General features: G+C 44.6%; 26 protein-coding genes. 12 read left to right on the top strand and 14 right to left on the bottom strand.

What is annotated here, in order from left to right; translation table 11 throughout:
* Positions 1–58 precede the first annotated feature (58 nt).
* Positions 59–697 carry a TetR/AcrR family transcriptional regulator gene (locus ABXT70_RS04995; RefSeq protein WP_443642072.1) on the top strand — a complete coding sequence of 213 codons (639 nt, stop codon included), beginning with the start codon at positions 59–61 and terminating at the stop codon, positions 695–697.
* A 33-nt stretch (positions 698–730) separates the two neighbouring features.
* Here ABXT70_RS04995 and sbmA read toward each other — a convergent pair whose 3' ends face one another.
* Positions 731–1,981 carry a peptide antibiotic transporter SbmA gene (gene sbmA / locus ABXT70_RS04990; RefSeq protein ID WP_443642071.1) on the bottom strand — a complete coding sequence of 417 codons (1,251 nt, stop codon included), beginning with the start codon at positions 1,979–1,981 and terminating at the stop codon, positions 731–733.
* 333 nt (positions 1,982–2,314) lie between these two features.
* Between sbmA and ABXT70_RS04985 the strand changes: the two genes are divergently transcribed.
* The 4 genes from ABXT70_RS04985 (at position 2,315) to ABXT70_RS04970 (ending at position 5,398) form a co-directional block, all read left to right on the top strand.
* Positions 2,315–2,920 (top strand): amino acid synthesis family protein, encoded by a 606-nt coding sequence (locus ABXT70_RS04985; RefSeq protein ID WP_443642070.1) that lies wholly within the window; start codon positions 2,315–2,317, stop codon positions 2,918–2,920.
* Positions 2,921–3,169: 249 nt separating this feature from the next.
* On the top strand, positions 3,170–4,621 hold the full coding sequence (locus ABXT70_RS04980; RefSeq protein WP_443642069.1) for an NAD-dependent succinate-semialdehyde dehydrogenase: 1,452 nt from the start codon (positions 3,170–3,172) through the stop codon (positions 4,619–4,621).
* A gap of 32 nt (positions 4,622–4,653) precedes the next feature.
* Positions 4,654–4,830 carry a hypothetical protein gene (locus tag ABXT70_RS04975; RefSeq protein ID WP_443642068.1) on the top strand — a complete coding sequence of 59 codons (177 nt, stop codon included), beginning with the start codon at positions 4,654–4,656 and terminating at the stop codon, positions 4,828–4,830.
* A 7-nt stretch (positions 4,831–4,837) separates the two neighbouring features.
* Positions 4,838–5,398 carry an NUDIX hydrolase gene (locus ABXT70_RS04970; RefSeq protein WP_443642067.1) on the top strand — a complete coding sequence of 187 codons (561 nt, stop codon included), beginning with the start codon at positions 4,838–4,840 and terminating at the stop codon, positions 5,396–5,398.
* Between the two features lie 189 nt (positions 5,399–5,587).
* On the opposite strand, the gene ABXT70_RS04965 is transcribed toward ABXT70_RS04970, so the two are convergent.
* Genes ABXT70_RS04965 through ABXT70_RS04945 form a run of 5 tightly spaced genes read right to left on the bottom strand, consistent with a single transcriptional unit; the run spans position 5,588 to position 9,225 of the window.
* Positions 5,588–5,971, bottom strand: coding sequence for a gamma-butyrobetaine hydroxylase-like domain-containing protein (locus ABXT70_RS04965; RefSeq protein WP_443642066.1), 384 nt, complete (start codon positions 5,969–5,971; stop codon positions 5,588–5,590).
* Positions 5,972–5,985: 14 nt separating this feature from the next.
* Positions 5,986–7,809: an FAD-dependent 5-carboxymethylaminomethyl-2-thiouridine(34) oxidoreductase MnmC gene (gene mnmC, locus ABXT70_RS04960; RefSeq protein ID WP_443642065.1), complete on the bottom strand. Its 1,824-nt coding sequence runs from the start codon at positions 7,807–7,809 to the stop codon at positions 5,986–5,988.
* Between the two features lie 9 nt (positions 7,810–7,818).
* The gene (locus ABXT70_RS04955; RefSeq protein WP_443642064.1) at positions 7,819–8,376 is read right to left on the bottom strand and encodes a peptidylprolyl isomerase; all 558 of its coding nucleotides are present in this window, start codon (positions 8,374–8,376) and stop codon (positions 7,819–7,821) included.
* A 4-nt stretch (positions 8,377–8,380) separates the two neighbouring features.
* Positions 8,381–8,674: a YciI family protein gene (locus ABXT70_RS04950; protein ID WP_443642063.1), complete on the bottom strand. Its 294-nt coding sequence runs from the start codon at positions 8,672–8,674 to the stop codon at positions 8,381–8,383.
* Between the two features lie 2 nt (positions 8,675–8,676).
* Positions 8,677–9,225: a septation protein A gene (locus ABXT70_RS04945; protein WP_443642062.1), complete on the bottom strand. Its 549-nt coding sequence runs from the start codon at positions 9,223–9,225 to the stop codon at positions 8,677–8,679.
* Positions 9,226–9,349: 124 nt separating this feature from the next.
* On the opposite strand from ABXT70_RS04945, the gene ABXT70_RS04940 reads away from it, so the two are divergent.
* The 3 genes from ABXT70_RS04940 to ABXT70_RS04930 are packed head-to-tail and all read left to right on the top strand — an operon-like array spanning position 9,350 to position 10,986.
* Positions 9,350–10,354: a 4-hydroxyproline epimerase gene (locus tag ABXT70_RS04940; RefSeq protein WP_443642061.1), complete on the top strand. Its 1,005-nt coding sequence runs from the start codon at positions 9,350–9,352 to the stop codon at positions 10,352–10,354.
* Between the two features lie 11 nt (positions 10,355–10,365).
* Complete coding sequence (locus tag ABXT70_RS04935) at positions 10,366–10,800, top strand: acyl-CoA thioesterase (RefSeq protein WP_443642060.1); 435 nt, start codon at positions 10,366–10,368, stop codon at positions 10,798–10,800.
* 3 nt (positions 10,801–10,803) lie between these two features.
* Positions 10,804–10,986, top strand: coding sequence for a hypothetical protein (locus ABXT70_RS04930; protein ID WP_443642059.1), 183 nt, complete (start codon positions 10,804–10,806; stop codon positions 10,984–10,986).
* A gap of 36 nt (positions 10,987–11,022) precedes the next feature.
* On the opposite strand, the gene ABXT70_RS04925 is transcribed toward ABXT70_RS04930, so the two are convergent.
* From ABXT70_RS04925 to ABXT70_RS04900, 6 genes are all read right to left on the bottom strand, one after another.
* Positions 11,023–11,940: a DMT family transporter gene (locus ABXT70_RS04925; protein ID WP_443642058.1), complete on the bottom strand. Its 918-nt coding sequence runs from the start codon at positions 11,938–11,940 to the stop codon at positions 11,023–11,025.
* A gap of 115 nt (positions 11,941–12,055) precedes the next feature.
* Positions 12,056–12,817, bottom strand: a complete 762-nt coding sequence (locus ABXT70_RS04920; protein ID WP_443642057.1) for an ABC transporter permease — start codon at positions 12,815–12,817, stop codon at positions 12,056–12,058.
* Positions 12,814–13,731 carry an ABC transporter ATP-binding protein gene (locus tag ABXT70_RS04915; protein WP_443642056.1) on the bottom strand — a complete coding sequence of 306 codons (918 nt, stop codon included), beginning with the start codon at positions 13,729–13,731 and terminating at the stop codon, positions 12,814–12,816. The genes ABXT70_RS04920 and ABXT70_RS04915 overlap by 4 nt, the downstream gene beginning before the upstream one ends.
* A 124-nt stretch (positions 13,732–13,855) precedes the next feature.
* A complete protein-coding gene (gene groL / locus ABXT70_RS04910; RefSeq protein ID WP_443642055.1) occupies positions 13,856–15,502 on the bottom strand; it encodes a chaperonin GroEL in 1,647 nt (548 codons plus the stop codon).
* Between the two features lie 32 nt (positions 15,503–15,534).
* Positions 15,535–15,828, bottom strand: a complete 294-nt coding sequence (locus ABXT70_RS04905) for a co-chaperone GroES (RefSeq protein ID WP_443642054.1) — start codon at positions 15,826–15,828, stop codon at positions 15,535–15,537.
* Positions 15,829–15,955: 127 nt separating this feature from the next.
* On the bottom strand, positions 15,956–16,444 hold the full coding sequence (locus ABXT70_RS04900) for an FxsA family protein (protein WP_443642053.1): 489 nt from the start codon (positions 16,442–16,444) through the stop codon (positions 15,956–15,958).
* A gap of 57 nt (positions 16,445–16,501) precedes the next feature.
* Between ABXT70_RS04900 and ABXT70_RS04895 the strand changes: the two genes are divergently transcribed.
* The 3 genes from ABXT70_RS04895 (at position 16,502) to trhO (ending at position 18,963) form a co-directional block, all read left to right on the top strand.
* On the top strand, positions 16,502–16,840 hold the full coding sequence (locus ABXT70_RS04895; protein WP_443642052.1) for an MGMT family protein: 339 nt from the start codon (positions 16,502–16,504) through the stop codon (positions 16,838–16,840).
* Positions 16,841–16,915: 75 nt separating this feature from the next.
* A complete protein-coding gene (locus ABXT70_RS04890; protein ID WP_443642051.1) occupies positions 16,916–17,833 on the top strand; it encodes a DMT family transporter in 918 nt (305 codons plus the stop codon).
* 140 nt (positions 17,834–17,973) lie between these two features.
* Entirely contained in the window at positions 17,974–18,963 is a 990-nt protein-coding gene (gene trhO / locus ABXT70_RS04885; RefSeq protein ID WP_443642050.1) for an oxygen-dependent tRNA uridine(34) hydroxylase TrhO, read from the top strand.
* A gap of 105 nt (positions 18,964–19,068) precedes the next feature.
* Here trhO and ABXT70_RS04880 read toward each other — a convergent pair whose 3' ends face one another.
* Entirely contained in the window at positions 19,069–20,283 is a 1,215-nt protein-coding gene (locus ABXT70_RS04880) for an MFS transporter (RefSeq protein WP_443642049.1), read from the bottom strand.
* 57 nt (positions 20,284–20,340) lie between these two features.
* Entirely contained in the window at positions 20,341–20,823 is a 483-nt protein-coding gene (locus tag ABXT70_RS04875) for a YajQ family cyclic di-GMP-binding protein (protein WP_443642048.1), read from the bottom strand.
* A 55-nt stretch (positions 20,824–20,878) separates the two neighbouring features.
* Between ABXT70_RS04875 and ABXT70_RS04870 the strand changes: the two genes are divergently transcribed.
* On the top strand, positions 20,879–21,859 hold the full coding sequence (locus ABXT70_RS04870) for a ketopantoate reductase family protein (RefSeq protein ID WP_443642047.1): 981 nt from the start codon (positions 20,879–20,881) through the stop codon (positions 21,857–21,859).
* Positions 21,860–21,868: the final 9 nt, after the last annotated feature.

Raw genomic sequence — 21,868 nt, 5'->3', positions numbered from 1 at the left:
TTTAACCTAACATTACGTATAATACGCATTATCGCTCTAGTAATTAATGGCACACCCCATGACCACAAATATCTCAAGAGGACCATATAAGCCTGGACGCATTAGGGAACAAAGCCGGGACTTAATTTTGCAAGCCGCCGAAGCGGAATTTGCGTGTCATGGTTTTCGTGGTGCAACCATGCAACGCATCGCTGAGTCTGCCCAAGTACCTAAGGCCAACATCCATTATTACTTTTCTAACAAACTGGGCCTTTATGGTGCAGTTTTGGAAAACACTCTCAACCTTTGGGATACCGTATTTAACGAGCTTTCTAGTCATGATGAACCGGCCGATGTACTAAGCCGATATATCGATGCAAAAATAGATTTTTCCCGCACCCACCCTACGGCGTCGCGCCTGTTTGCTAAAGAAATGATTAGTGGAGCGCCCCACTTGAGCGCATATCTGCAGCAGGATTACCGCCTGTGGTTTAAGCAACGCATGAGTATTTTTGAAAGCTGGATAGCTCAAGGAAAAATGGATGACTTAGATCCTGCCCATGTGATTTTTATGATTTGGGCCAGCACCCAATATTATGCTGACTTTGAACCACAAATTCTCATTGCTACACAGACACAGCATTTAACAGAGCCAGCATTTGTAGCAGCAGCTGACTCTATTAAACACATCATACTCAAAGGCTGCGGCATCTGTTAAAAGCGCAATGACAATTAAGTGCTCCTGGATGGATCAAACATCCTCGCCACTCTCAAGGAATTGTTGGTCAATACCCACTTGTGGCTTTTCATGCAGTACTCGTTCAAACGACTGTAAACGCTTGTATACCGAGAGCAGCTCAACAATAGTTGGCCAAGAATTAATTAAGTACTGGAATGAATTGCTAACCTGTCCGAAAGCGGTGAGAATTTGCTGCAAGATACCAAAGGTAATGGTGCCTGCAACTATGGTTGGAATGAGGATGATATAGGCAAACAAATTATCCGCCTGCAAATAAAAACTTCTCGCTACATTAAAGTACATGTAATGAAAATATAACCGGAAGTAATTTTTACGCACATTACTGAACAACTCATTTAGAGTTAAGGGCTGTGCACGGTCTTCATGGTCTTCACCGTAGACCAACTCTTTGCGATAAGCCGCTTCCACTCTTTGATTACGAAACTCTAAACCAGGTAACTTTATGCCAACAAAGGCCATCAGAAAGGTACCGAAAATAGACCAAAAAATAGCTGCATAAAATAGAGGAGAAGCGATACTGCCAATAATAGGCAATTCAGTAACATATTGAGATAACGACCAAAGGACGGGTAAGAAAGCGATCAGAGTCATAAAGGCGTCAACTAACGATACCCCCAAACCTTCCATAATGCCTGCAAAACGCATGGTATCCTCCTGTACCCTTTGTGCAGCACCCTCAACCTGCCTTAATTGAGTCCATTTAGAGGCGTAAAACTCGTTCATAGCCATACGCCAGCGGAAAATATAGTGGCTAACGAAGAAACGGGTCATTACAAACACAATGACAGCCAAAAAAGCAATTTCACCAAAGATGATAATCAGGTCGTACAACTCTTTGGCTGTTACACTACCTGGCTCTGCAAGAGCTTCTTGAATACTATCAAAAAAGGGCCGCCGCCAAGTGTTAATTGCTACTGACACCTGCACCGAAAAATAGGTACTAAACAGTATGAGGGCTGTGCCAAAAATAGACCATAATTGCCATTCATGGGGTGCAACACGCATCCACACTATACCGAACAGCATTAGGGTAGTGAAAAAGTAAAGGTAAAACCAGATAAAATCAGTGCTAATAAAATGGCCCAAACCAAGCACCGGTTCAGCATCTTCACCAGGCAATTCAAAACCTAACAAGGTTCCTAACTTATCTCCCCAGCCATACCAAACACCAATACATAAACTTGCCCAGACGACGAGTGTTATAAAAAACCATCGAGGATTAGGAAAAAAAGATTGAAACATAGGGACCGCCTATAAAACGTTTTAAATTAAATACATGTGCTCAACGTAAGGTTAGACAATTGTGGACATAATATCTACCTATACTGAAGCTTGACATCTTATTAGCTCAGTGGAAGACTGCATGTCATGTTTTTTGTGTGCCATAATACAAACAGCAGGTTTATTGACTGTGGAAGCATAGGTTAGGAAGTTGTTATTATGAAATTTTCTTTGCTGCTCCACATAGAGCGATAAAGGCCTACGCCATACCCAAAAGAAAAAGTTTCTCCAGTTATTTATAGACAAAGTTATGCCTAACTTTCAGTTATGACTGGCTTTAATTAGGAATAAATCATGCATTTTGAAGTACGTAAAGTCGTTACTAGCATCGAAGAAATTCGCATTGAAGGCGGTAAATCAACCTCTACACCTGTTAAAATGGTGGGCGTGGCGTATATCATTAAAAACCCATGGGCAGGCCAAGGTTTTGTAGAAAACCTCCGCCCAAAAATCACTGCCGGGTGCTCTGAACTAGGTGAAGAAATGGTAGCTGCAATGCTATCTCACTTCCCTAGCGGTGACGCTATTGAGGCCTACGGTAAAGCTGCCGTGATTGGCTTAAACGGCGAAATTGAACATGCCTCTGCCATCATTCACACTTTACGTTTTGGCAACCACTATCGAGATGCCGTTAACGCAAAAAGCTTTTTAAGCTTCACCAACAAACGTGGGCCAGCTGGAACATCCATTCAAATCCCTATGATGCATAAAGACGACGCTGGCTTTCGCTCCCACTACATTACTTTAGAAATGCACATTGAAGATGCTCCATCAGCTGATGAAATCATCGTTGTACTCGGTGGCTCAGATGGCGGCCGCGCGCACCCTCGCATCGGCAACCGCTATATGGATATGGAAGAAATTGCAGCAGAAAAAGCCACAGCAGAAGCCCAAGCCTAGTGGGCGCCCATTACCAAGCATAAGATAAGCCATAACCCAGCAAAAGTCCTATGGTCTTTATCCATGACATAGGTTTAGATTTAAGCCCATGGCTGATTCATTGGTCATGTACTCAATGAAAAAAATCTCACACTTCAGTTAATATACTACTTTAAACGGGGCATTAAAAAAATTTAAATATTCTGAACGTTTTAATATAAAATACAGCACATACGACCCATTGCCACTACTAATAATAGGATCCACATCATGCAACTAACCAATCCCGCACTATTTCGTCAGCAAGCTTATATTAATGGTGTTTGGTTAGATGCCGATTCAAGCGCTACTATTAAGGTAACTAACCCTGCCAATGGAGAAATCGTCGGTAGCATCCCGGATATGACTGCTGTCGAAACCGCTCGAGCAATCGAAGCAGCACGAGTAGCTATGATTAGTTGGCGTAAACAAACAGCCAAACAACGAGCGGTTATCCTGCGCCGCTGGTTCGACCTCATGATGGCCAATCAAGATGATCTTGCTAAAATCATGACCTTAGAGCAAGGTAAACCTTTAACTGAAGCCAAAGGCGAAATTGCTTACGCTGCCAGTTTTATTGACTGGTTTGCCGAAGAAGGCAAACGTACTTATGGCGATGTTATCCCTACTCATAAGGCTGATGCTCGGATCATTGTCACTAAGGAGCCTATTGGTGTAGTTGCAGCCATTACGCCATGGAACTTTCCATCTGCCATGATTACCCGCAAGTGTGGCCCAGCATTGGCTGCAGGATGTGGTTTTGTAGTACGCCCAGCAGCAGAGACTCCTTTTTCTGCCTTGGCTCTAGCCGTATTAGCAGAAGAAGCTGGTATTCCGGCTGGCGTATTTAATGTCATTACTGGTCAATCTCGCCCCATTGGTGCAGAACTAACCAGCAACCCCACTGTCCGCAAACTCACCTTCACTGGCTCCACTCCTGTGGGCAAGTTGTTAATGCAGCAATGTGCACCAACCCTAAAGAAAGTGTCTTTAGAGCTAGGTGGTAATGCTCCGTTTATCGTGTTTGACGATGCTGACCTTGACGCGGCTGTAACGGGCGCCATCGCAGGTAAATATCGTAATGCAGGCCAAACCTGCGTCTGCGTTAACCGCTTTATTGTACAAGAGGGCGTGTACGATGCCTTTATTGCTAAGTTCGCCGAGAAAGTAGCCCAACTTCAAGTAGGTAACGGCATGGACGAAGGTGTGACACAAGGCCCTATGATTAATCAGGGCGCCATTGATAAAGTAAAAGACCACATAGCAGATGCCTTAAGTAAAGGTGGCAACCTTATATGTGGCGGTACAAGCCATTCCTTGGGTGGTAGCTTCTTTACGCCTACTATTATTGGTAATGCCACCACAGACATGAAAGTCGCCACAGAAGAAACATTTGGGCCTTTAGCACCTATCTTTAAGTTTAAGGATGAAGCCCAAGCTATTGCTATGGCCAACGACACCGAATTCGGTTTAGCGGCCTATTTCTATACCCGTGATATAGGCCGTGTATGGCGTGTTGGCGAAGGTTTGGAGTATGGTATTGTAGGAATTAATGAAGGTATCATTTCCACCGAAGTGGCGCCTTTTGGTGGCGTAAAAGAATCAGGCATAGGCCGAGAAGGTTCACATTATGGCATTGAAGACTTCCTAGAAATCAAATATATGTTGATGGGCGGTTTGTAATCACCCCCATGCTATTGACTAAGGATTAACTGATGTCAGACTCAAACATGGATATAGCAAACCATTTTACATGGGCCCTGCAGGAACTTGTCACTGAGTACTGCTGGGATAGTATTTGGAGCCATGATAGTGATGGTGATGCAGCTAGGCCAACCGGCGTTGCCCATGTTCAAGCCCTTGGAACCATTGCCCTGCAGCAGATAAGATAACCTTGATATGAATTATTGTAGCCACTGTGGCTCTAGTGAATTACATAAAAAGCTACCCATAGGGGATACTCATACGCGTTTAGTATGCGTCCAGTGTAACCATGTGCACTACCACAATCCGACTATTATTTGCGGTTGTATTATCGAACAAAATGACAAAATCGCCTTGTGCTTGCGTGCTATTGAGCCTCAAAAGAACACCTGGACTATTGCTGCGGGATATCTAGAAATGGGTGAAAGCACAGAGCTTGCAGCCCAGAGGGAAACCCTGGAAGAAACGGGCATGGAGGTAAAAATACTAGGGCTTTACTCAGTATTTAATGTCCAGCACATGCATCAGGTGCATATTATTTATCGGGCTCAGTTTGTTCAACAAACCCATGAAATGGGACCAGAGTCCCTAGCTGTGGAGTGGTTCACCGAACATACATTGCCTTTAGAACAACTGGCCTATCCGGCTATAAAGACCATGCTCCTGCGCCATGCCAAAGAAAGGAAGGACGGACATTTTAGTTTATATCAAGGAGATGCCAATTCTGGCCGTCTGATTGGATTACGCCAAAACTAAATTAATTACCCTGTTTGCTTGCAAATTTAGCAATGGCCTTCATTATTAACCCTAATAAAAACCAACAGCACCGAGGCTGGGCTCATTGGTGCTATTAAAGCCTGTGGCGATTTGCTCGCCGAGCATGTGCCATCTACCCATGATCAAGACGAACTCCCTAATCACCTTGTCATCTTATAAGCTTATCAGCTAAACAAACTGAACCACACTCGTGTGTGGGTCTCGGCTTTGTTTAGCCTGGTGTAATTGCTCTAAGTAATCGGCCCAGTGCTGTTGCTGATTAATGCTAAGGTCATACAGGTAATTCCACGTGTACAAACCAGTGTCATGGCCATCATCAAATTTGAGTTGAACGGCATAGTGACCCACTCCCTCTATGCCTACAAGCTTAACTTTGCTCTTGCCCACCTGAAGCACCGCTTGATCTGGACTATGGCCCCGCACTTCTGCACTGGGTGATGAAATGCGCAGATATTCTGCAGTTAGGGTGTAGGTAACTTCCCCTGCACTTTCTGCATAGCTAAGTTCTAGAGTGTTGCTACTTTTATGAAGTTTAATCTTAGTCGGGTTCACAGGACGGATCTCGGTTAGCGTTTACGGCGAATTAAGTCGCGAATTATAAAACGGTTGGGATCTAAACCCCAAGCCACACATTGTGCCACAGGCAGGCTTTGTTTTGCCATCTGGCAGGCTAATATCTCGGCACTTAAAGGAGCACTAATGAAGCCCTTGGAGCCATGGCCAGCATTAATATAAAGCCCTGTTAAATAAGGCATGCCGTCAGCAAATTTATAATTAGCATCTTGGCGTAATTTAGCAAACCGATCTAATATCTGAGATTCATCAGCCAACTGCCCCACCATGGGCAAATAATCCGGTGTTACAGCTCTAAACCCCACCCTGCCACCTGTGATAGAGTTTAGCCCAAGCCCCTTATTTTTGGGTAAAACGTCACTTAAACGACCCAAATTATCAGTGTGGTCTTGGACCAACAACTCCGCATCAACAGATTGTAAATTATAGCTAGCTCCTACTGCAAATACGCCTTGCTGGGCTGGTGTCACATAGCCTTCGCCACACACCACCAGCGCTGGGCTTTGTTCTGCTTCTACATAGCTTACTTGGCCACGAATGGACTTTAACGGTATAGCTTGTTTAGATAATAAGTCTTTAGCACCATTGGCGTTGGCAAGCACTACAGCATCAAATTCGTACTGGCCTGTATGGTCACCGTTTAGGTTAAGTTGCCAGCCTTGATTGAGGGTTTGTTGCATAACTTGTACGTTGGTATTAAGCCACAAATTTGCGCCACTTTGTGTGTACAAAGACTCACACCAATCTACCGGTGATACCCACCCGCTGTTGGGAAAATATAACCCCCCTGCACTAAGGGGTTGTAGGGCCAGTTTTTCTGCTTCGGTTTGATCTAACCATTGCAACCAAGACGAAGGGTATTGGCGCTTTATCACTGCCTGCATTTGAGCCACTTGTTTGGTGCTAGTGGCTAACTGTAATAAACCACAAGCTTGCCAATACTTAGAACTTACAATGCGTTTTAGCAACGCCATGCTGTGTTGAAGACCCTGTTGGTGAAACTGCCCCGCTATGGTGGCATTGTCTGGCAGTTTGGCATACAGCATACCCAGTCGATTACCTGAAGCACCACTGGCTAGCAATGGGCCTTGTTCTATGAGGGTCACATCAAAACCGCGCTGAGATAAGCTGTACGCAGTCGCTACACCACTAATACCAGCACCAATAATAGCCACCTTGCTATTTTGACTGATACCCAGATACGGACGCTGCCATGGCGGTATATAAATCGGATCCGGGCCAAGCTCTTCGCCACCAAGGTAAACATCAAACTCACCCTTAATTTGTGCTAAGGCTTGCCCAGACTCAGCTTGTACAATAATTAGCTTTACATTCCCAAAATCAAGCTGATGGAACCCTTTAATAGCTTCTGGGTATTGGCCTTGAAGTTGTAGGCTTAAAACTTTTAATTGAGGCCAATTTTGGTGTAACTGCTTAAGGTCCTCTAGGTTCAGAGGTTGCTCACAAATAGCAAGGTAGCTAAGTTGTGAAATTTGGTTTTGGTATTCCTTAGCTTGCAGCCAAAGTTTCCACGTGATTAGAAAATCTAAGCCAGCGCCAAAATCTTTATCTAATACTTGAACCGTGGCCTTTGCAGCACTCGAATCCGCATCGCTTGGTGTTAGAGTGCTTGGTAATAATGTGTGAGTGGTTGGAAATAAGTGTGAATCTAAAAAAACAGTTTTAAGTTCTTTAAACCGTTGGTCTACTTGAGTGGAAGTTTTGTGAAACTTGGCGCTTAAAGCAGCCGCAACCGTAGGTGTTGCAGCCAAACTTTGAGGATCAGAAAATGCTTTCTTGCGGTGGCTGGTTTGCATACCTCAATATTATTTATTGAGGTGATAAGCTTCATAAAGGTGAATCGACTCAGACGGCCAATCACGATACATACCTTTAGTTTTAGTAGGTAACTGCGCAATAAGGTCAACAATCTCCATACCTTTGATCACCTTCCCAAACACCGCATAGCCCGCACTGGCGGCACTTTTATCTAAGAATGGGTTATCTTGGTGATTAATAAAAAACTGAGCTGTGGCGCTATCAGGGTCGCTAGTGCGGGCCATCGCTACGGTGCCTCGCAGATTAGACAAGCCATTGTCGGCCTCATTAACAATGGGGCTTATTGTACCCGCTTTGGTTTTTTCGTTAGCACCAAAACCACCACCCTGAACCATGAATCCTGGGATAACCCGGTGAAAAATAGTCGCACTGTAATAACCAACATCCACGTAATATAAAAAATTCTTTACACTTATGGGAGCAGCTTGTGAATCCAATTCTATAATAATACTACCGTGGGTCGTTTCTAACTCAATCTTAGGGTTTTCTGCCCATAAGTTAAAACTTAGACTTAGGGCGAATATAGCCGTTAATAGTTGCTTCATAGGTTTATCCTTGTGCCGGAAAGGCTTGTTTAAACGGCTTAACCGTCACTTGAGCGTATACACCTGCAGCAACATAGGGATCCTCTGCGGCCCATGCTTGTGCAGTTGCAAGATCAGCAAATTCGGCCACCACCAAACTGCCTGTAAAACCTTCTTCAGAGGCGTGGGGGTGAGGGCCAGCTAGCGTTAACCGATGCTGTGCATCTAATGCCTTGAGCCGCTCTACATGCGCTGGCCGTGCTTCCAACCGTGCAGCTAAACTATCCTCTACATCTTGAGAAATAATGGCAAATAGCATAATTAATCCTCTGTTTCGCTGTCTTTAGGCATAAAACGAGACATGTAAACGCCTTGGGCTAGAATAAATACAAAAGTAAGGCCAAGCATGCCGAACAGTTTAAAATCGACCCAAGTAGATTCACTGTAATTAAACGCCACATATAAGTTAATGCTGCCCATGGCAGCAAAAAACACCACCCAAGCTAAATTAAGTTGACGCCAAATGTGGGTAGGCAGTTGTACACCTTTTTCCATCAACCGCTGTACCACGGGTTTTTTGCCAATAAATTGACTGCCTAAGAAACCCAAACCAAATAGCCAATTAACGATGGTAGGTTTCCACTTAATGAATTGTCCATCTTGCAGAGCCACTGTAAGGCCACCCAACACTACCACCAATACTAAGGTGATCAACTGCATTTTTTCTATTTTCTTTGTAGCCCACCAGGTGTAAGCCATTTGTAACATGGTTGCAGGAATCAGTACGGCTGTGGCAAGGATCAAATCACCCGTCATTTTATAAACAATAAAAAAGATGACGATCGGTAAAAAGTCGACAAGTAGTTTCATCAATAGGGGTTCTCTTTTTCACTCAGACTTTGTGACTGATTAGCCAAAGTGCATAGAATGTTAGGTTAATTAAGCTTGGACATTGTACCATGCAGTAATACGGACTTCTCATTTTCTATGCCTTATGACCATACATACATTTAACTGTATTGACGCCCACACCTGCGGCAACCCTGTTCGCTTAGTCACCAAAGGAGGACCTCAACTCAATGGCAACAGCATGAGCGAAAAACGGCAAGATTTTTTGCAACACCACGACTGGGTGCGGACCTCATTAATGTTTGAGCCACGCGGCCACGCCATGATGTCTGGTTCTATACTCTACCCACCAAACAATCCAGAGCACGATGGTGCTATTTTATTCATAGAAACCAGTGGCTGTTTGCCCATGTGTGGTCATGGCACTATAGGTACCGTTACTACTGCTTTGCAGGAAGGCCTGTGGACACCAAAAATTGAAGGACAACTGACCTTAGAAGTGCCAGCAGGAGTAATTCGTATTGAATATCAACAAGACGTAGATGGCTTAATAGACTCCGTACGTATCTTCAACGTGGCGAGTTATTTGGTCCACGAAGGCCTTGTGGTAGAGTGCCCAGAATTAGGCGAGCTAAAGATAGATGTGGCTTACGGTGGCAATTACTACGCCATCATCGAACCTCAAACAAACTTTCCAGGGTTAGAGCAGTTTTCCGCTGCCCAAGTGCTGCGCTACAGCCCATTAGTAAGGGAAGCCATAAATAAGGTAGCCACCTGTGTGCACCCAGAAGATCCAAGTGTCAATGGCATTAGTCATGTTATGTGGACTGGAAAACCTCACAAACAAGATTCTAGTGCCGCCAACGCAGTGTTTTATGGCAGTGGTGCCATAGACCGATCACCTTGCGGCACCGGCACCAGCGCGCGCATGGCGCAACTGCATACCAAGGGTTTATTGCAAGATGGACAAGAGTTTGTCCATGAAAGCATTATCGGCAGCCAATTTATTGGCCGTGTGGAATCAACTACACAAGTTGGCCCCTATCCTGCCATTATGCCAAGTGTTCAAGGCTGGGCTCAAGTCACAGGTTATAACACTATCATTGTCGATCCTAGGGACCCATATGCCCACGGATTTGAGGTTAATTAGGAAGTAACGTCATGGATTTAGCAACATTAGAAAAAAAATACCCTATTAGCACAGAGATTAGAGTGAAATGGGGTGAAATGGATGCCTACCAACACCTTAATAACACCGTTTTTATCCGCTACATTGAAGATGGCCGCATTGACCTGTTTGAAAAGTTGGACATGAGCAGTAACATGAAAAACTTAAGTATTGCAGCCATATTGGCCTCTATCCAATGTGACTACCTGGCACCAGTTACCTACCCTGATACCATTATTGTATTCAGCACAGCCACTCAAACAGGTGCTAAGAAGATCGAGCTAGAGCACAAATTATGGAGTACCAAACAAAACTGTTTAGTAGCAAAGAGTACTGGTGTAGGCGTTTATTATAATTTCAAAATGTCTAAAAGCTGTAATATTCCAGACTCTGTTGTCACCAAGTTGGCTGCTCTAAAGGACGTCTAAAAAATGGCGATATCACTGCACAATTACAACATTATAAGGGTTAACGACAAGGGCAATATCGTTAATTGCACCATAATTAAAATGTGTAAGGATTACGCCCTCATTAAGTTAGAAGGCAAAACGTTTAGAGTACCCTACGGCATAATGGATGAGGTGGTTGGGCATGAATTACTCATGCCCGAGTAAGCCCCGTAAATTAACTTCGATGCTAGTAATAAGACATTACAATATCATCTCACTGATTTTCCTGCTCTCCATAAGGGTCCTGTGTTCTCTTAGATAAGTATACAAACCTGATCCTATAATGATCACTGACCCGATAAGAGTGAGCATATCAACGCTCTCGTTGAAAATGAATACGCCAACCAACAAAGAGAATATCAGCCTTGAATACCTAAAAGACGCCACAACAGAAGCATTTCCCACACGCATTGCCGAGACGATAGCGTAATAGCCTGAAATGCTAAAAACGATAGTACAGCCTAAATAAACTAATTCTTTGTCTGCGATGGGAGCAATATCTTGAGGGCTAACGAGTAATATTATTGTCCCAGCGATAACGATAGACGAAAAAGCCTGAAAAGAAATTATTGAAGATTCAACATTAAAGGGAATAACTCGAGTCACCAAATCTCTAACAGCCACGCCCAAAACAGCGACGAGCACCCACAACACTGATGGATTAAACCCACCAAATCCCGGCCTTATTATCAGTAAAACACCAATAAAGCCAACAAAAACAGCCAGCCATCGGCGCCATCCAACACGTTCACCTAAGAATAGAGCAGCTCCCATAGTGATTGTTAAAGGCGTTATTTGAAACACCGCCGCAACTGTTGATATAGGGACAAGCGATAGTGACGTGACAAATGCCACGGCAGCAATAGCTTCTGCAAACATCCTAGTCAGTGTTGCTCGCGTCCATAGGTTAGATGACAATAAGCTGTGCCCACTTGTGAGGGCCACGATTGCAAAAAACACAGAACTGCACAAGCCAATAGTAATTAGAATTTGACCAATAGAGATAGTGCTAGAAAGCTGCTTGATGAACGCATCTTCTATCGTAAACCCCGCCATCGCGGCGAGCATTAACAATATCCCTTTTCGGTTATTTATGCTGCTATTCAAAGTTAGTGACACCAATCATTAATCGACCTGTAATGTAAACTAAAGTAGCTGCGGAAGGAACATATCAATTAAGAATTAACATCACCTTATGCTTGTGCTTGTTTAAACGCAGGTTACAACCATACCGTTATTGCTTTAGTCGATACCCAGTCTTAAAGATCCAAGCGATCAATGCCAAACAAATACCCATAAACAACATCACCATAAGTAAGCTAACACCTACGCTGACATCAGAAATCTCATAGAAACTCCAACGGAAACCACTAATTAAATACACCACGGGGTTAAACATAGTAACGGTTTGCCAGGCGCTCGGCAGCATATCTATGGAGTAAAATGCTCCGCCTAAAAACACCATTGGGGTAACTACCAAGAGAGGAATTAATTGTAACTTTTCAAAGCCATCAGCCCAAATACCTATGAGAAAGCCAAATAGGCTAAAGGTAATGGTAGTGAGAATTAAGAAGGCTAACATCCAAAATGGATGGGCGATTTGAATCGGCACAAAAAAACCTGCTGTAGCAAGAGTAATTAGACCAATTAATAGCGATTTAGTAGCCGCAGCACCCACATAACCCACAGTCGCTTCCCAGAAGGACATAGGTGAAGAAAGCACTTCATAAATGGTGCCTGAGAAACGTGGAAAGTAGATACCAAAAGAGGCGTTAGACAGACTTTGGGTCATGATGGATAGCATGATCAAACCAGGCACAATAAAAGCACCGTAGCTAATGCCGCCAACAGACTCTATGCGTGACCCAATAGCACCGCCAAACACCACAAAATAAAGCACCGTTGAAAGCACCGGTGAGACCACACTTTGAGTAATAGTGCGCTTTGTACGGGACATTTCAAAAGTATAGATGGCCCACATGCCTCTTACATTCATGCTGCGTCCTCCACTAGGTCAACAAATATTTCTTCCAGGCTACTTTTTTGTGTATGTATGTCTTTCACGCCTAAGCCTGCACTGGAGACAGACTGTAAAAGACCTGCAATATCCACTTCTGGTGCATCTTTGTCGTAGTGGTAAACAATACTTAGACTGTCTTCAGCAAGGCAAAAGCCTTGTTCTGCTAGCACAGTCGGCATGGCATCAAGGCATTCCATCAATTCAACTTTAAGTTGTTTTTGGCCCATTCGAGACATCAATAATTGTTTATCTTCAACCAATAACAACTTACCGCCGCTAATCACACCAATACGGTCGGCAATAGCTTCTGCTTCTTCAATGTAATGGGTGGTCAATACAATGGTGACGCCTTGATTGCGTAACTCATCTACCATGCGCCACATGTCTTGTCGCAGGGTTACGTCTACACCCGCAGTGGGTTCATCTAAAAACAACACCTGAGGTTCATGAACAAGCGCCTTAGCGATTAATAAACGACGTTTCATGCCTCCAGACAAAGTCATAATACGGTCGTCTTTTTTATCCCATAGGGACAGGTCTTTCAAAACCTTTTCAACCACCTGTGGATTCCTGGGCAAGCCAAATAAACCACGAGAGAATGTGAGATTATTCCAAGGTGTTTCAAAGGCATCAGTAGTGAGTTCTTGAGGTACTAAACCAATAAGGCTGCGGGTTTGACGATAGTTCTTAATAATATCAAAACCACCCACAGTAACACTGCCTGAGGTTGGGTTAACAATGCCACAAATGGTGGATATGAGAGTCGTTTTACCGGCGCCATTTGGGCCAAGTAAAGCAAGAATTTCACCTTTTTTAACGCTCAGGTTTATGTTATCTAAGGCCACAAAGCCACTGGCATATCGTTTGCCTAAATTAGTGATTTCAATCATTTTTAATATCCTATAAGGATGTGATTTAGTAAGTTTTAATATACTCATTTTTACTGATTTTAGCCAATAAAAAACCGGCTACAAGAGCCGGTTTTTTAGTAAGCATGGTTAGCTTGGGGGATGATTACATCATGCCGCCCATACCACCCATACCACCCATATCTGGCATGCCACCAGGTGCACCAGCATCGTCTGCAGGTGCGTCGGCAATCATACACTCTGTAGTAAGCATCATGCCCGCAACAGAAGCTGCAGCTTGAAGCGCAGTACGAGTTACTTTGGCTGGATCTAGGATCCCCATATCGATCATGTCACCGTAGTCGCCCGTGCTAGCGTTGTAACCATAGTTACCAGAACCCGACTTAACCTTGTCTACAACAACAGAGGCTTCGTCACCTGAGTTGGTAGCGATTTGACGCATAGGAGATTCCATCGCCCTAAGGGCAACTTTAATGCCTACAGTTTGATCAGGATTAGCACCTTCAAGGCCTTCAATGCCTTGTAGAGCACGAATTAGAGCAACACCGCCTCCTGGAACTACGCCCTCTTCAACGGCAGCACGGGTTGAGTGCAATGCGTCTTCTACACGTGCTTTCTTCTCTTTCATTTCTACTTCAGTAGCAGCACCAACCTTGATTACGGCAACGCCGCCTGCAAGCTTAGCCACACGCTCTTGTAGCTTCTCACGATCGTAGTCTGAAGATGTGTCAGCAATTTGCGCACGGATCGCATTAACACGACCTTCGATAGTAGCTGCTTCGCCTACACCATCAATGATGATGGTGTTTTCTTTAGACATAGTCACACGCTTCGCTTGGCCTAACTGCTCTAGAGTAGCAGTTTCTAGAGACAAACCAATTTCTTCAGAAATCACAGTACCACCGGTAAGGATAGCGATGTCTTCTAACATGGCCTTACGACGATCGCCAAAGCCAGGTGCCTTAACAGCACATACTTTAACGATACCGCGCATGTTGTTCACTACCAACGTTGCAAGGGCTTCGCCTTCAACGTCCTCAGCAACGATCAACAATGGACGACTTGACTTAGCAACAGCTTCCAAGATTGGGAGCAAGTCACGGATGTTAGAGATCTTCTTGTCTACCATGAGTAGGAAAGGCATTTCCAACTCGGCAGTCATGTTATCTTGGTTGTTTACAAAGTAAGGAGACAAGTAACCACGGTCAAACTGCATGCCTTCAACAACATCTAGTTCGTCCTGTAGAGAAGTGCCTTCTTCTACAGTGATAACGCCTTCTTTGCCTACTTTTTCCATCGCTTCAGCGATGATCGTACCAACAGTGCTATCAGAGTTAGCAGAAATAGTGCCTACTTGAGCAATAGCATTGGTGTCTGCACATGGCGTAGCCATGGCTTCAATTTGAGCAACTACGGCCGCAGACGCTTTGTCGATGCCGCGCTTAAGGTCCATTGGGTTCATGCCTGCTGCAACAGCCTTAAGCCCTTCGTTTAGGATCGATTGAGCCAAAACAGTGGCAGTTGTTGTGCCGTCACCAGCCACATCGTTCGCTTGGGAAGCAACTTCCTTCACCATTTGTGCGCCCATGTTTTCAAACTTGTCTGCTAGTTCAATTTCTTTAGCTACAGACACACCATCTTTAGTGATAGTCGGTGAGCCAAAGGCTTTGTCTAACACAACGTTACGGCCTTTAGGGCCCAAGGTTACTTTTACAGCGTCGGCTAGAACGTTTACGCCGTTTATCATACGGCTACGAGCCGAATCACCAAATCTTACTTCTTTAGCTGCCATGTCAAAAATTCCTGTATCAAAAATGGTTTAAATTAAGCTTCAAGGACGCCGTAGATTTCGCTTTCGCTAACGATAAGCACTTCTTCACCATCGATCTTAGCGGTGCTGTTACCAGCATAAGGACCAAACAGTACCGTGTCGCCAACCTTAACGCTCATTGCTTGCTGTTCACCATTGGTAGTAATACGGCCAGGGCCTACTGCCAATACTTCACCTTGGTTTGGCTTTTCTGCAGCACTACCAGGCAGCACGATGCCACCAGCACTAGTTGCTTCTTCTTCCTGACGACGAATTACAACGCGATCGTGTAAAGGACGGATGCTCATTACGCTTGCACTCCTAAAGTGTATGTCTCCAGCTAAGCTGGAATTGTTGTTAATATCGAACTCTTAGATATGGGGTGAAGTGCGCTTTTCAATAGCAAACCCAAAATAAAGTCTAGATAACTAAACTTTATTCAATTTTATCCCGTGGCTGAGCATCTTTAGGTGCTTCAAAGTCCCCATCTATTATACTTTCGTCGCTGTTAAAGCCACCCTGGCCAAAACCTTGAGGGCCAAAACTGCCAGCGGCACCATTCGCACTAGAGAAGGCTTTAAACCGACCCATCAAACGCGACGCAAAAAATTGCCGAGTAAAGGGCACTAACAACAAAAAACCAATGGCATCCGTAATAAACCCTGGAGTCAATAGTAGGGCACCACCAACAGCTAGCAGGATACCTTCTAACATTTCTTTAGCAGGAATCTGGCCCGACTGTATACGCCAAGTGGCTCGGCTTAGGGTCGCCAAACCCTGGTGACGTAATAAATTGATGCCAATAAAAGCCGTGAGCAACACCAAGGCAATGGTCCATAAAGCACCAATTTGTTGGCCCACTTGTATAAGCACGACCATTTCTACGATAGGTACGGCGATAAATAGGGCAAAAAGAAAACGCATAATGATGTAATCTTAGTTAAGTTAACTGTGCTTCTTATATGCGGCCATACTAGAAAAATGAAAGACCCCCAAAAACAACATAAAGAACAACAATTATTAGGGCGCCAACAGCTATACCAAACCATTGCTGCCATCCCCCGCGGCAAAGTAGCAAGTTACGGTCAGCTCGCCGCCCTTGCCGGACACACAGGCGCTGCACGCTGGGTGGGTTGGTGTCTGCGACATTTACCTAGGGATTCAAGTTTACCTTGGCACCGAGTCATCACCGCCAGCGGCAAACTGGCCTTCCCACTGGCCACGGCAGGTTATTTGCGACAGTGTGAAAAGCTTGAACAAGAGGGTGTACCGTTAAAAAACCACAAAGTGTCTATGAAACTGTATCAGTGGCAACCATAAGGCTAGAGTCTATGCAAACGCAGCAGTACAAACACAAGCCCTACTTAATTGAAGACGAATCAGGCCAGCAATTACGTGGGTAACACTCCTGTAAAGTCTCGCCCAGCAAACCTATTTGCCTTAGCCTGCCTACTGTTACTGGGCTGCGTATGGGGCAGCACCATCATCATCACCAAACACGTGGTTTCTACCGGTCACCAACCCTTAGGTTTAATCTTTTGGCAACTGATATGGGGGGCGGTGTTGCTCAGCGTCATTGCTCGTTTGCAGGGGACTCCCCTACCCATGAGCTGGACCCACATCCGCTTTTACACAATTGTTGCTGTGGTTGGCACTATTATTCCAAATACCTTCACCTACATTGCAGCTCCGCACATCCCAGCAGGGTTATTAGCCATAAGCCTCACCACAGTGCCTATGTTTACACTTATTGTCGCTTTACTGATTCAAAGTGAACGCTTCAACGGCATACGTATGCTGGGTATTTTGCTAGGTGCCATAGCTATCGCATTAATCATCGGTCCAGAAGCAGATTTTAGCCGCCAAGGTATTGGCCTATTTATGCTATTAGCCCTTGTTGCGCCACTATTTTATGGTGTTGAGGGTAATTACCTTGCCCTTAAAACCCCACCTCACACAGACGCTCTGACCACTGTGCGCGGCGCTTCTATCATTGGCCTAGTCATCTGCACTCCCATTACTTTGGCTACCAACTCATGGGTGGATTTAAGTCAAACTTGGACGTCTGTTGAATGGGCTATTTTGGCAAACAGCGTATTACACGTGATCACCTACGCTGGCTACATTTGGTTGGTGGGCCGAACTGGTGCAGTATTTGCTAGCCAGGTAGCTTATATTGTTACCTTATCAGGCGTTTTTCTGGGCATGATGATACTAGGAGAACGTCATACCCCGCTAATATGGCTAGCCCTCGGTTGCATGCTTATTGGTTTACTACTGGTTCAACCTAAAAACACACATAACAACAGGTAATTCAGCAGTTTAGTATTTGAATCGCACTCCATTTATCAAGTAAAATAGAACTCATTTAAAAATTGGAGGCCTTTGCACAATACAGATGCAAAAGTCTCCGAAGCTCCGGATTTACGTTTCGGCTCGCTAAGGAACCTGTCATGACTCAAGATCAGTCCCCAATAGTTGTTTGTGCCCTTTATAAATTTGTCACCCTAGAAAAATTTCAAGACCTGCGCCAACCCTTACTTAAAGTCATGGAGTACAACAATATTCGTGGCACCTTGTTGCTTGCGTCAGAAGGCATCAACGGCACCGTAGCCGGCAACCGTAAAGGCATTGATAGGCTGATGGCTTGGTTTGAGAAGGATGGGCGCCTTGGCAACATCGTCACTAAAGAGTCCTTTGAAGCCAGCAATCCGTTTTATCGCACTAAAGTGAAATTGAAGAAAGAAATCGTCACCATGGGGATTGAAGGCATCGATCCTAAGCAGGTGGTAGGTACTTATATTAAACCTAAGGACTGGAACGCCCTTATTTCTGATCCAGACGTAGTGTTGGTAGACACACGCAATGACTACGAAGTAAAGGTGGGCACCTTTGAAGGTGCATTAAACCCAAACACCACTAATTTTCGTGAGTTTCCACAGTATGTGAGTGACAACCTAGATCCTAAAGCCAACAAAAAAGTCGCCATGTTCTGCACTGGTGGTATACGTTGTGAAAAGTCTACAGCCTACTTAAAAGAACAAGGCTTTGACGAGGTGTATCACTTGCAAGGCGGTATCTTAAAATACCTTGAAGAGGTGCCAGAAGAAGATACCATGTGGCAAGGTGAGTGTTTTGTATTTGACAACCGCGTCACAGTTAACCACCAGCTGGAAAAAGGCCAATACGATCAATGCCACGCTTGTCGTTTACCTATTACTAAAGAAGAACAAACTAGCGACAAATTCTTAGAAGGTATTAGCTGCCCATACTGTTTTGACAAACACACCCCAGATCAGCGTCAACGTTATCAAGAACGTCAGCGCCAAATGCAACTGGCCCAAGAACGTGGCGAAGCCCACATAGGTGCTGATGCCATCGATACAATCGCGCAACGGCGCCAGGCTAAAGCACAAGAAAAACAAGATCAACGGGATAAATAACTACTCGCTACATGAGCCTCGTTTGCAAAAATTTCGTGCAGCGCTTTAATTTAATAGGTAATGCATTCATCACCTGGACGAAAAGGATCATAAATGGGTAAATCTTTAAGCAGCTAATAGTCTAAGACGGCTTACCGGCCGCTCATCAATAACAATATGAATAGCAGCAGTCACTAACGCAATGGCTGCAGCTGCCCACCAAACATTATTATAACTGCCTGTTGTATCATACAAATAACCACCCAACCAAACCCCTAGAAATGAACCTAGCTGATGGTTTAAAAAGACAATGCCATACAGGGTACCCATGTACTTTAATCCAAACATTTGTGCCACTAGACCAGAAGTAGGAGGCACAGTAGCAAGCCATAAGAATCCAGTCATAATAGAAAACAGGTACACAGAGGTGGTGGTGATGGGTGTTAGCATAAAGGCCGCAATGGCCACGGCACGTAATAAATAGATAATACCTAACAGATTTTTCTTGGAATACTTGCCAGACAAAGAACCGAATAACAAACAACCAAAGATGTTGAAAAAACCGATTAATGACAAACTAATAACGGCAACTTGGGCATCAAAACCATTGTCAGACAAGTAGGCAGGCATGTGCACAGTGATAAATGCTAATTGGAAACCACAGACAAAAAAGCCAGCGATAAGCAACCAATAGTGCACATGTCCACTGGCCTCTTTAAGTGCGTCAGACAAGGTTTGATCTTGCTCTGAACTAACGACCACAGACTGTTGGCCATCATTGCGAAAGGGCCTCGACAACAACAGCATACATAATGAGCCACCTGCTAAAATCATTAGTGTGGTTTGCCAGCCATAGGCAGAAATGAATTCTTGCGCTACCGGAATCACCAGTAATTGGCCGAAAGAGCCTGCAGCAGTGCCCAAGCCTAGGGCCAATCCTCGATTTTCTTCACTCACCATTCGGGCTAAAGCGGGCAAGACAACACCTAAACCTGTACCCGCAATACCCATGCCCACTAAAATTCCAGCGCCTATGTGTAGGCCCCAAAAGCTGTCAGCTGTCGCTGTAACATAAAGACCTAATGCATAAGCAATTGAGCCCACATAAATCGTTTTAGCAGTGCCAAAACGATCGGCTACAGCCCCTGCGATGGGCTGAAACAAACCCCAACAGAGGTTTTGTAGCGCCAAAGAAAATGCAAAAATCTCACGCCCATAACCAAACTCACTGGATATTGGGGTCATAAAGAAGCCAAATGATGCGCGCATACCAAAGTTAATCGCGAGCAGTACGCATGCACAAACGACAGCAAAGCTAAGTAATTTTACAGTTTTAGACATTGATATATGATTCCATTTTGCAGCGGGAGCTCTAGCCAGTGGCTCTGAGGATAATCATTAATCCCTAAAGTTGTTAAACTGCAGCGGCAAATCAAATTCACCTTCTCGCAGGCTCGCAATAGCTTCTTGCAAATCATCACGTTTTTTTCCCGTCACCCTTACCTGGTCACCCTGAACTTGGCTCTGTACTTTTAGTTTTTTCTCTTTTAAGAACTTCACTACTTTCTTAGCCAGCTCTTTATCTAAACCGGTGCGCATCAATACTACCTGACGGCTTTTCATATTAGTGGTTTCTGGGTCTTTCACTTCTAAACAACGAATATCTACACCACGTTTGATTAGTTTTTCGTGCAAGATGGGCAACATCTGCTGCAATTGGAACTCCACATCGGCATGCATGGTGACGAGATCCTCGCCTTGCTCAAACCGTGCATTAGTTCCTTTAAAGTCGTAACGCGTGGTCACTTCACGGTTAGCTTGGTCTAGGGCATTAGACACCTCATGGCTATCGAGTTCGGAAACCACATCAAATGATGGCATTAGTAAATTCCTTTGTTAAAATACTGGACAAAACTTAATGGTAATATTGTAACCCATGACTCGTCTTTCATCCTACCCTTGGCACATTTGTGGTGTCGGTGCTATTGGCAGCCTTTGGGCCAGCGCTTTGACCACACACGGATCAACCGTAACTTTGCTATTAAAAGGCAAGACCCAACTGGCACAATACCAAGCCGCAGGGGGTGTAAATGTGTTGTCGGACGATGTCCATACTTGTATTCACCCTAAGGCATTTATCCCTCACAGCCCACCCACTGAAAAAATTAAACACCTGTTAGTTTGCTGCAAGTCCTACGCCACCTTGGATGCCATATTGCCATGGCGTCAACACTTGGCCCATGACGCCCAAATTATGCTGCTACAAAACGGCATGGGTAGCGCCCAAGAGTTACAACGAGCATTGCCAAAAGCTAATATATATTGTGCAACCAGTACTGACGGTGCGTGGCGCAAAGGCCCTTTTGATGTAGTACGGGCTGGTCATGGTGAAACGTTTATAGGAATTTTTAGCGACCACTTACTTGACGCTGAAATACCGGCATCTATACAAAGCTTACTTCAGGCAAGCCAAGACAGTGATGACCACAAGCATAAACCACCTGCACCAATACTTAACATCTCATGGCATACAGACATCCGTACACCTATGTGGCACAAGTTAGCAGTCAATAGTGTAATTAATGCCCTAACCGCCATCTATCAATGCCCTAATGGTGAGCTAATTAACCATCCCCAAGGTTGGCCGCGGTTGCAGCAACTATGTATAGAAACCCAAGATGTTATGGCCCGAGTAGGCATAGTGCCCTTAGGCCAAGGGTTGCTAAACACAGCTTTACGCATTTTGCAGAAAACAGCCCTCAATAAGTCGTCCATGCTGCAAGACTGCCAAGCAGGCAGCCCAACAGAAATTGAGGCGATCAATGGCTACATTATTGAGCAAGGTGCTCTGTATCATTTGCCTTGTGCAGGCCATAAACAGGTTTGCGAAGATTTACGGCGCATATGTGCAAGTTAAATCTTGCCA

Source organism: Candidatus Njordibacter sp. Uisw_039, assembly GCF_047730075.1.
Lineage (GTDB): Bacteria > Pseudomonadota > Gammaproteobacteria > Pseudomonadales > Balneatricaceae > Njordibacter.
This window is presented reverse-complemented; position numbering and strand designations above follow the sequence as displayed.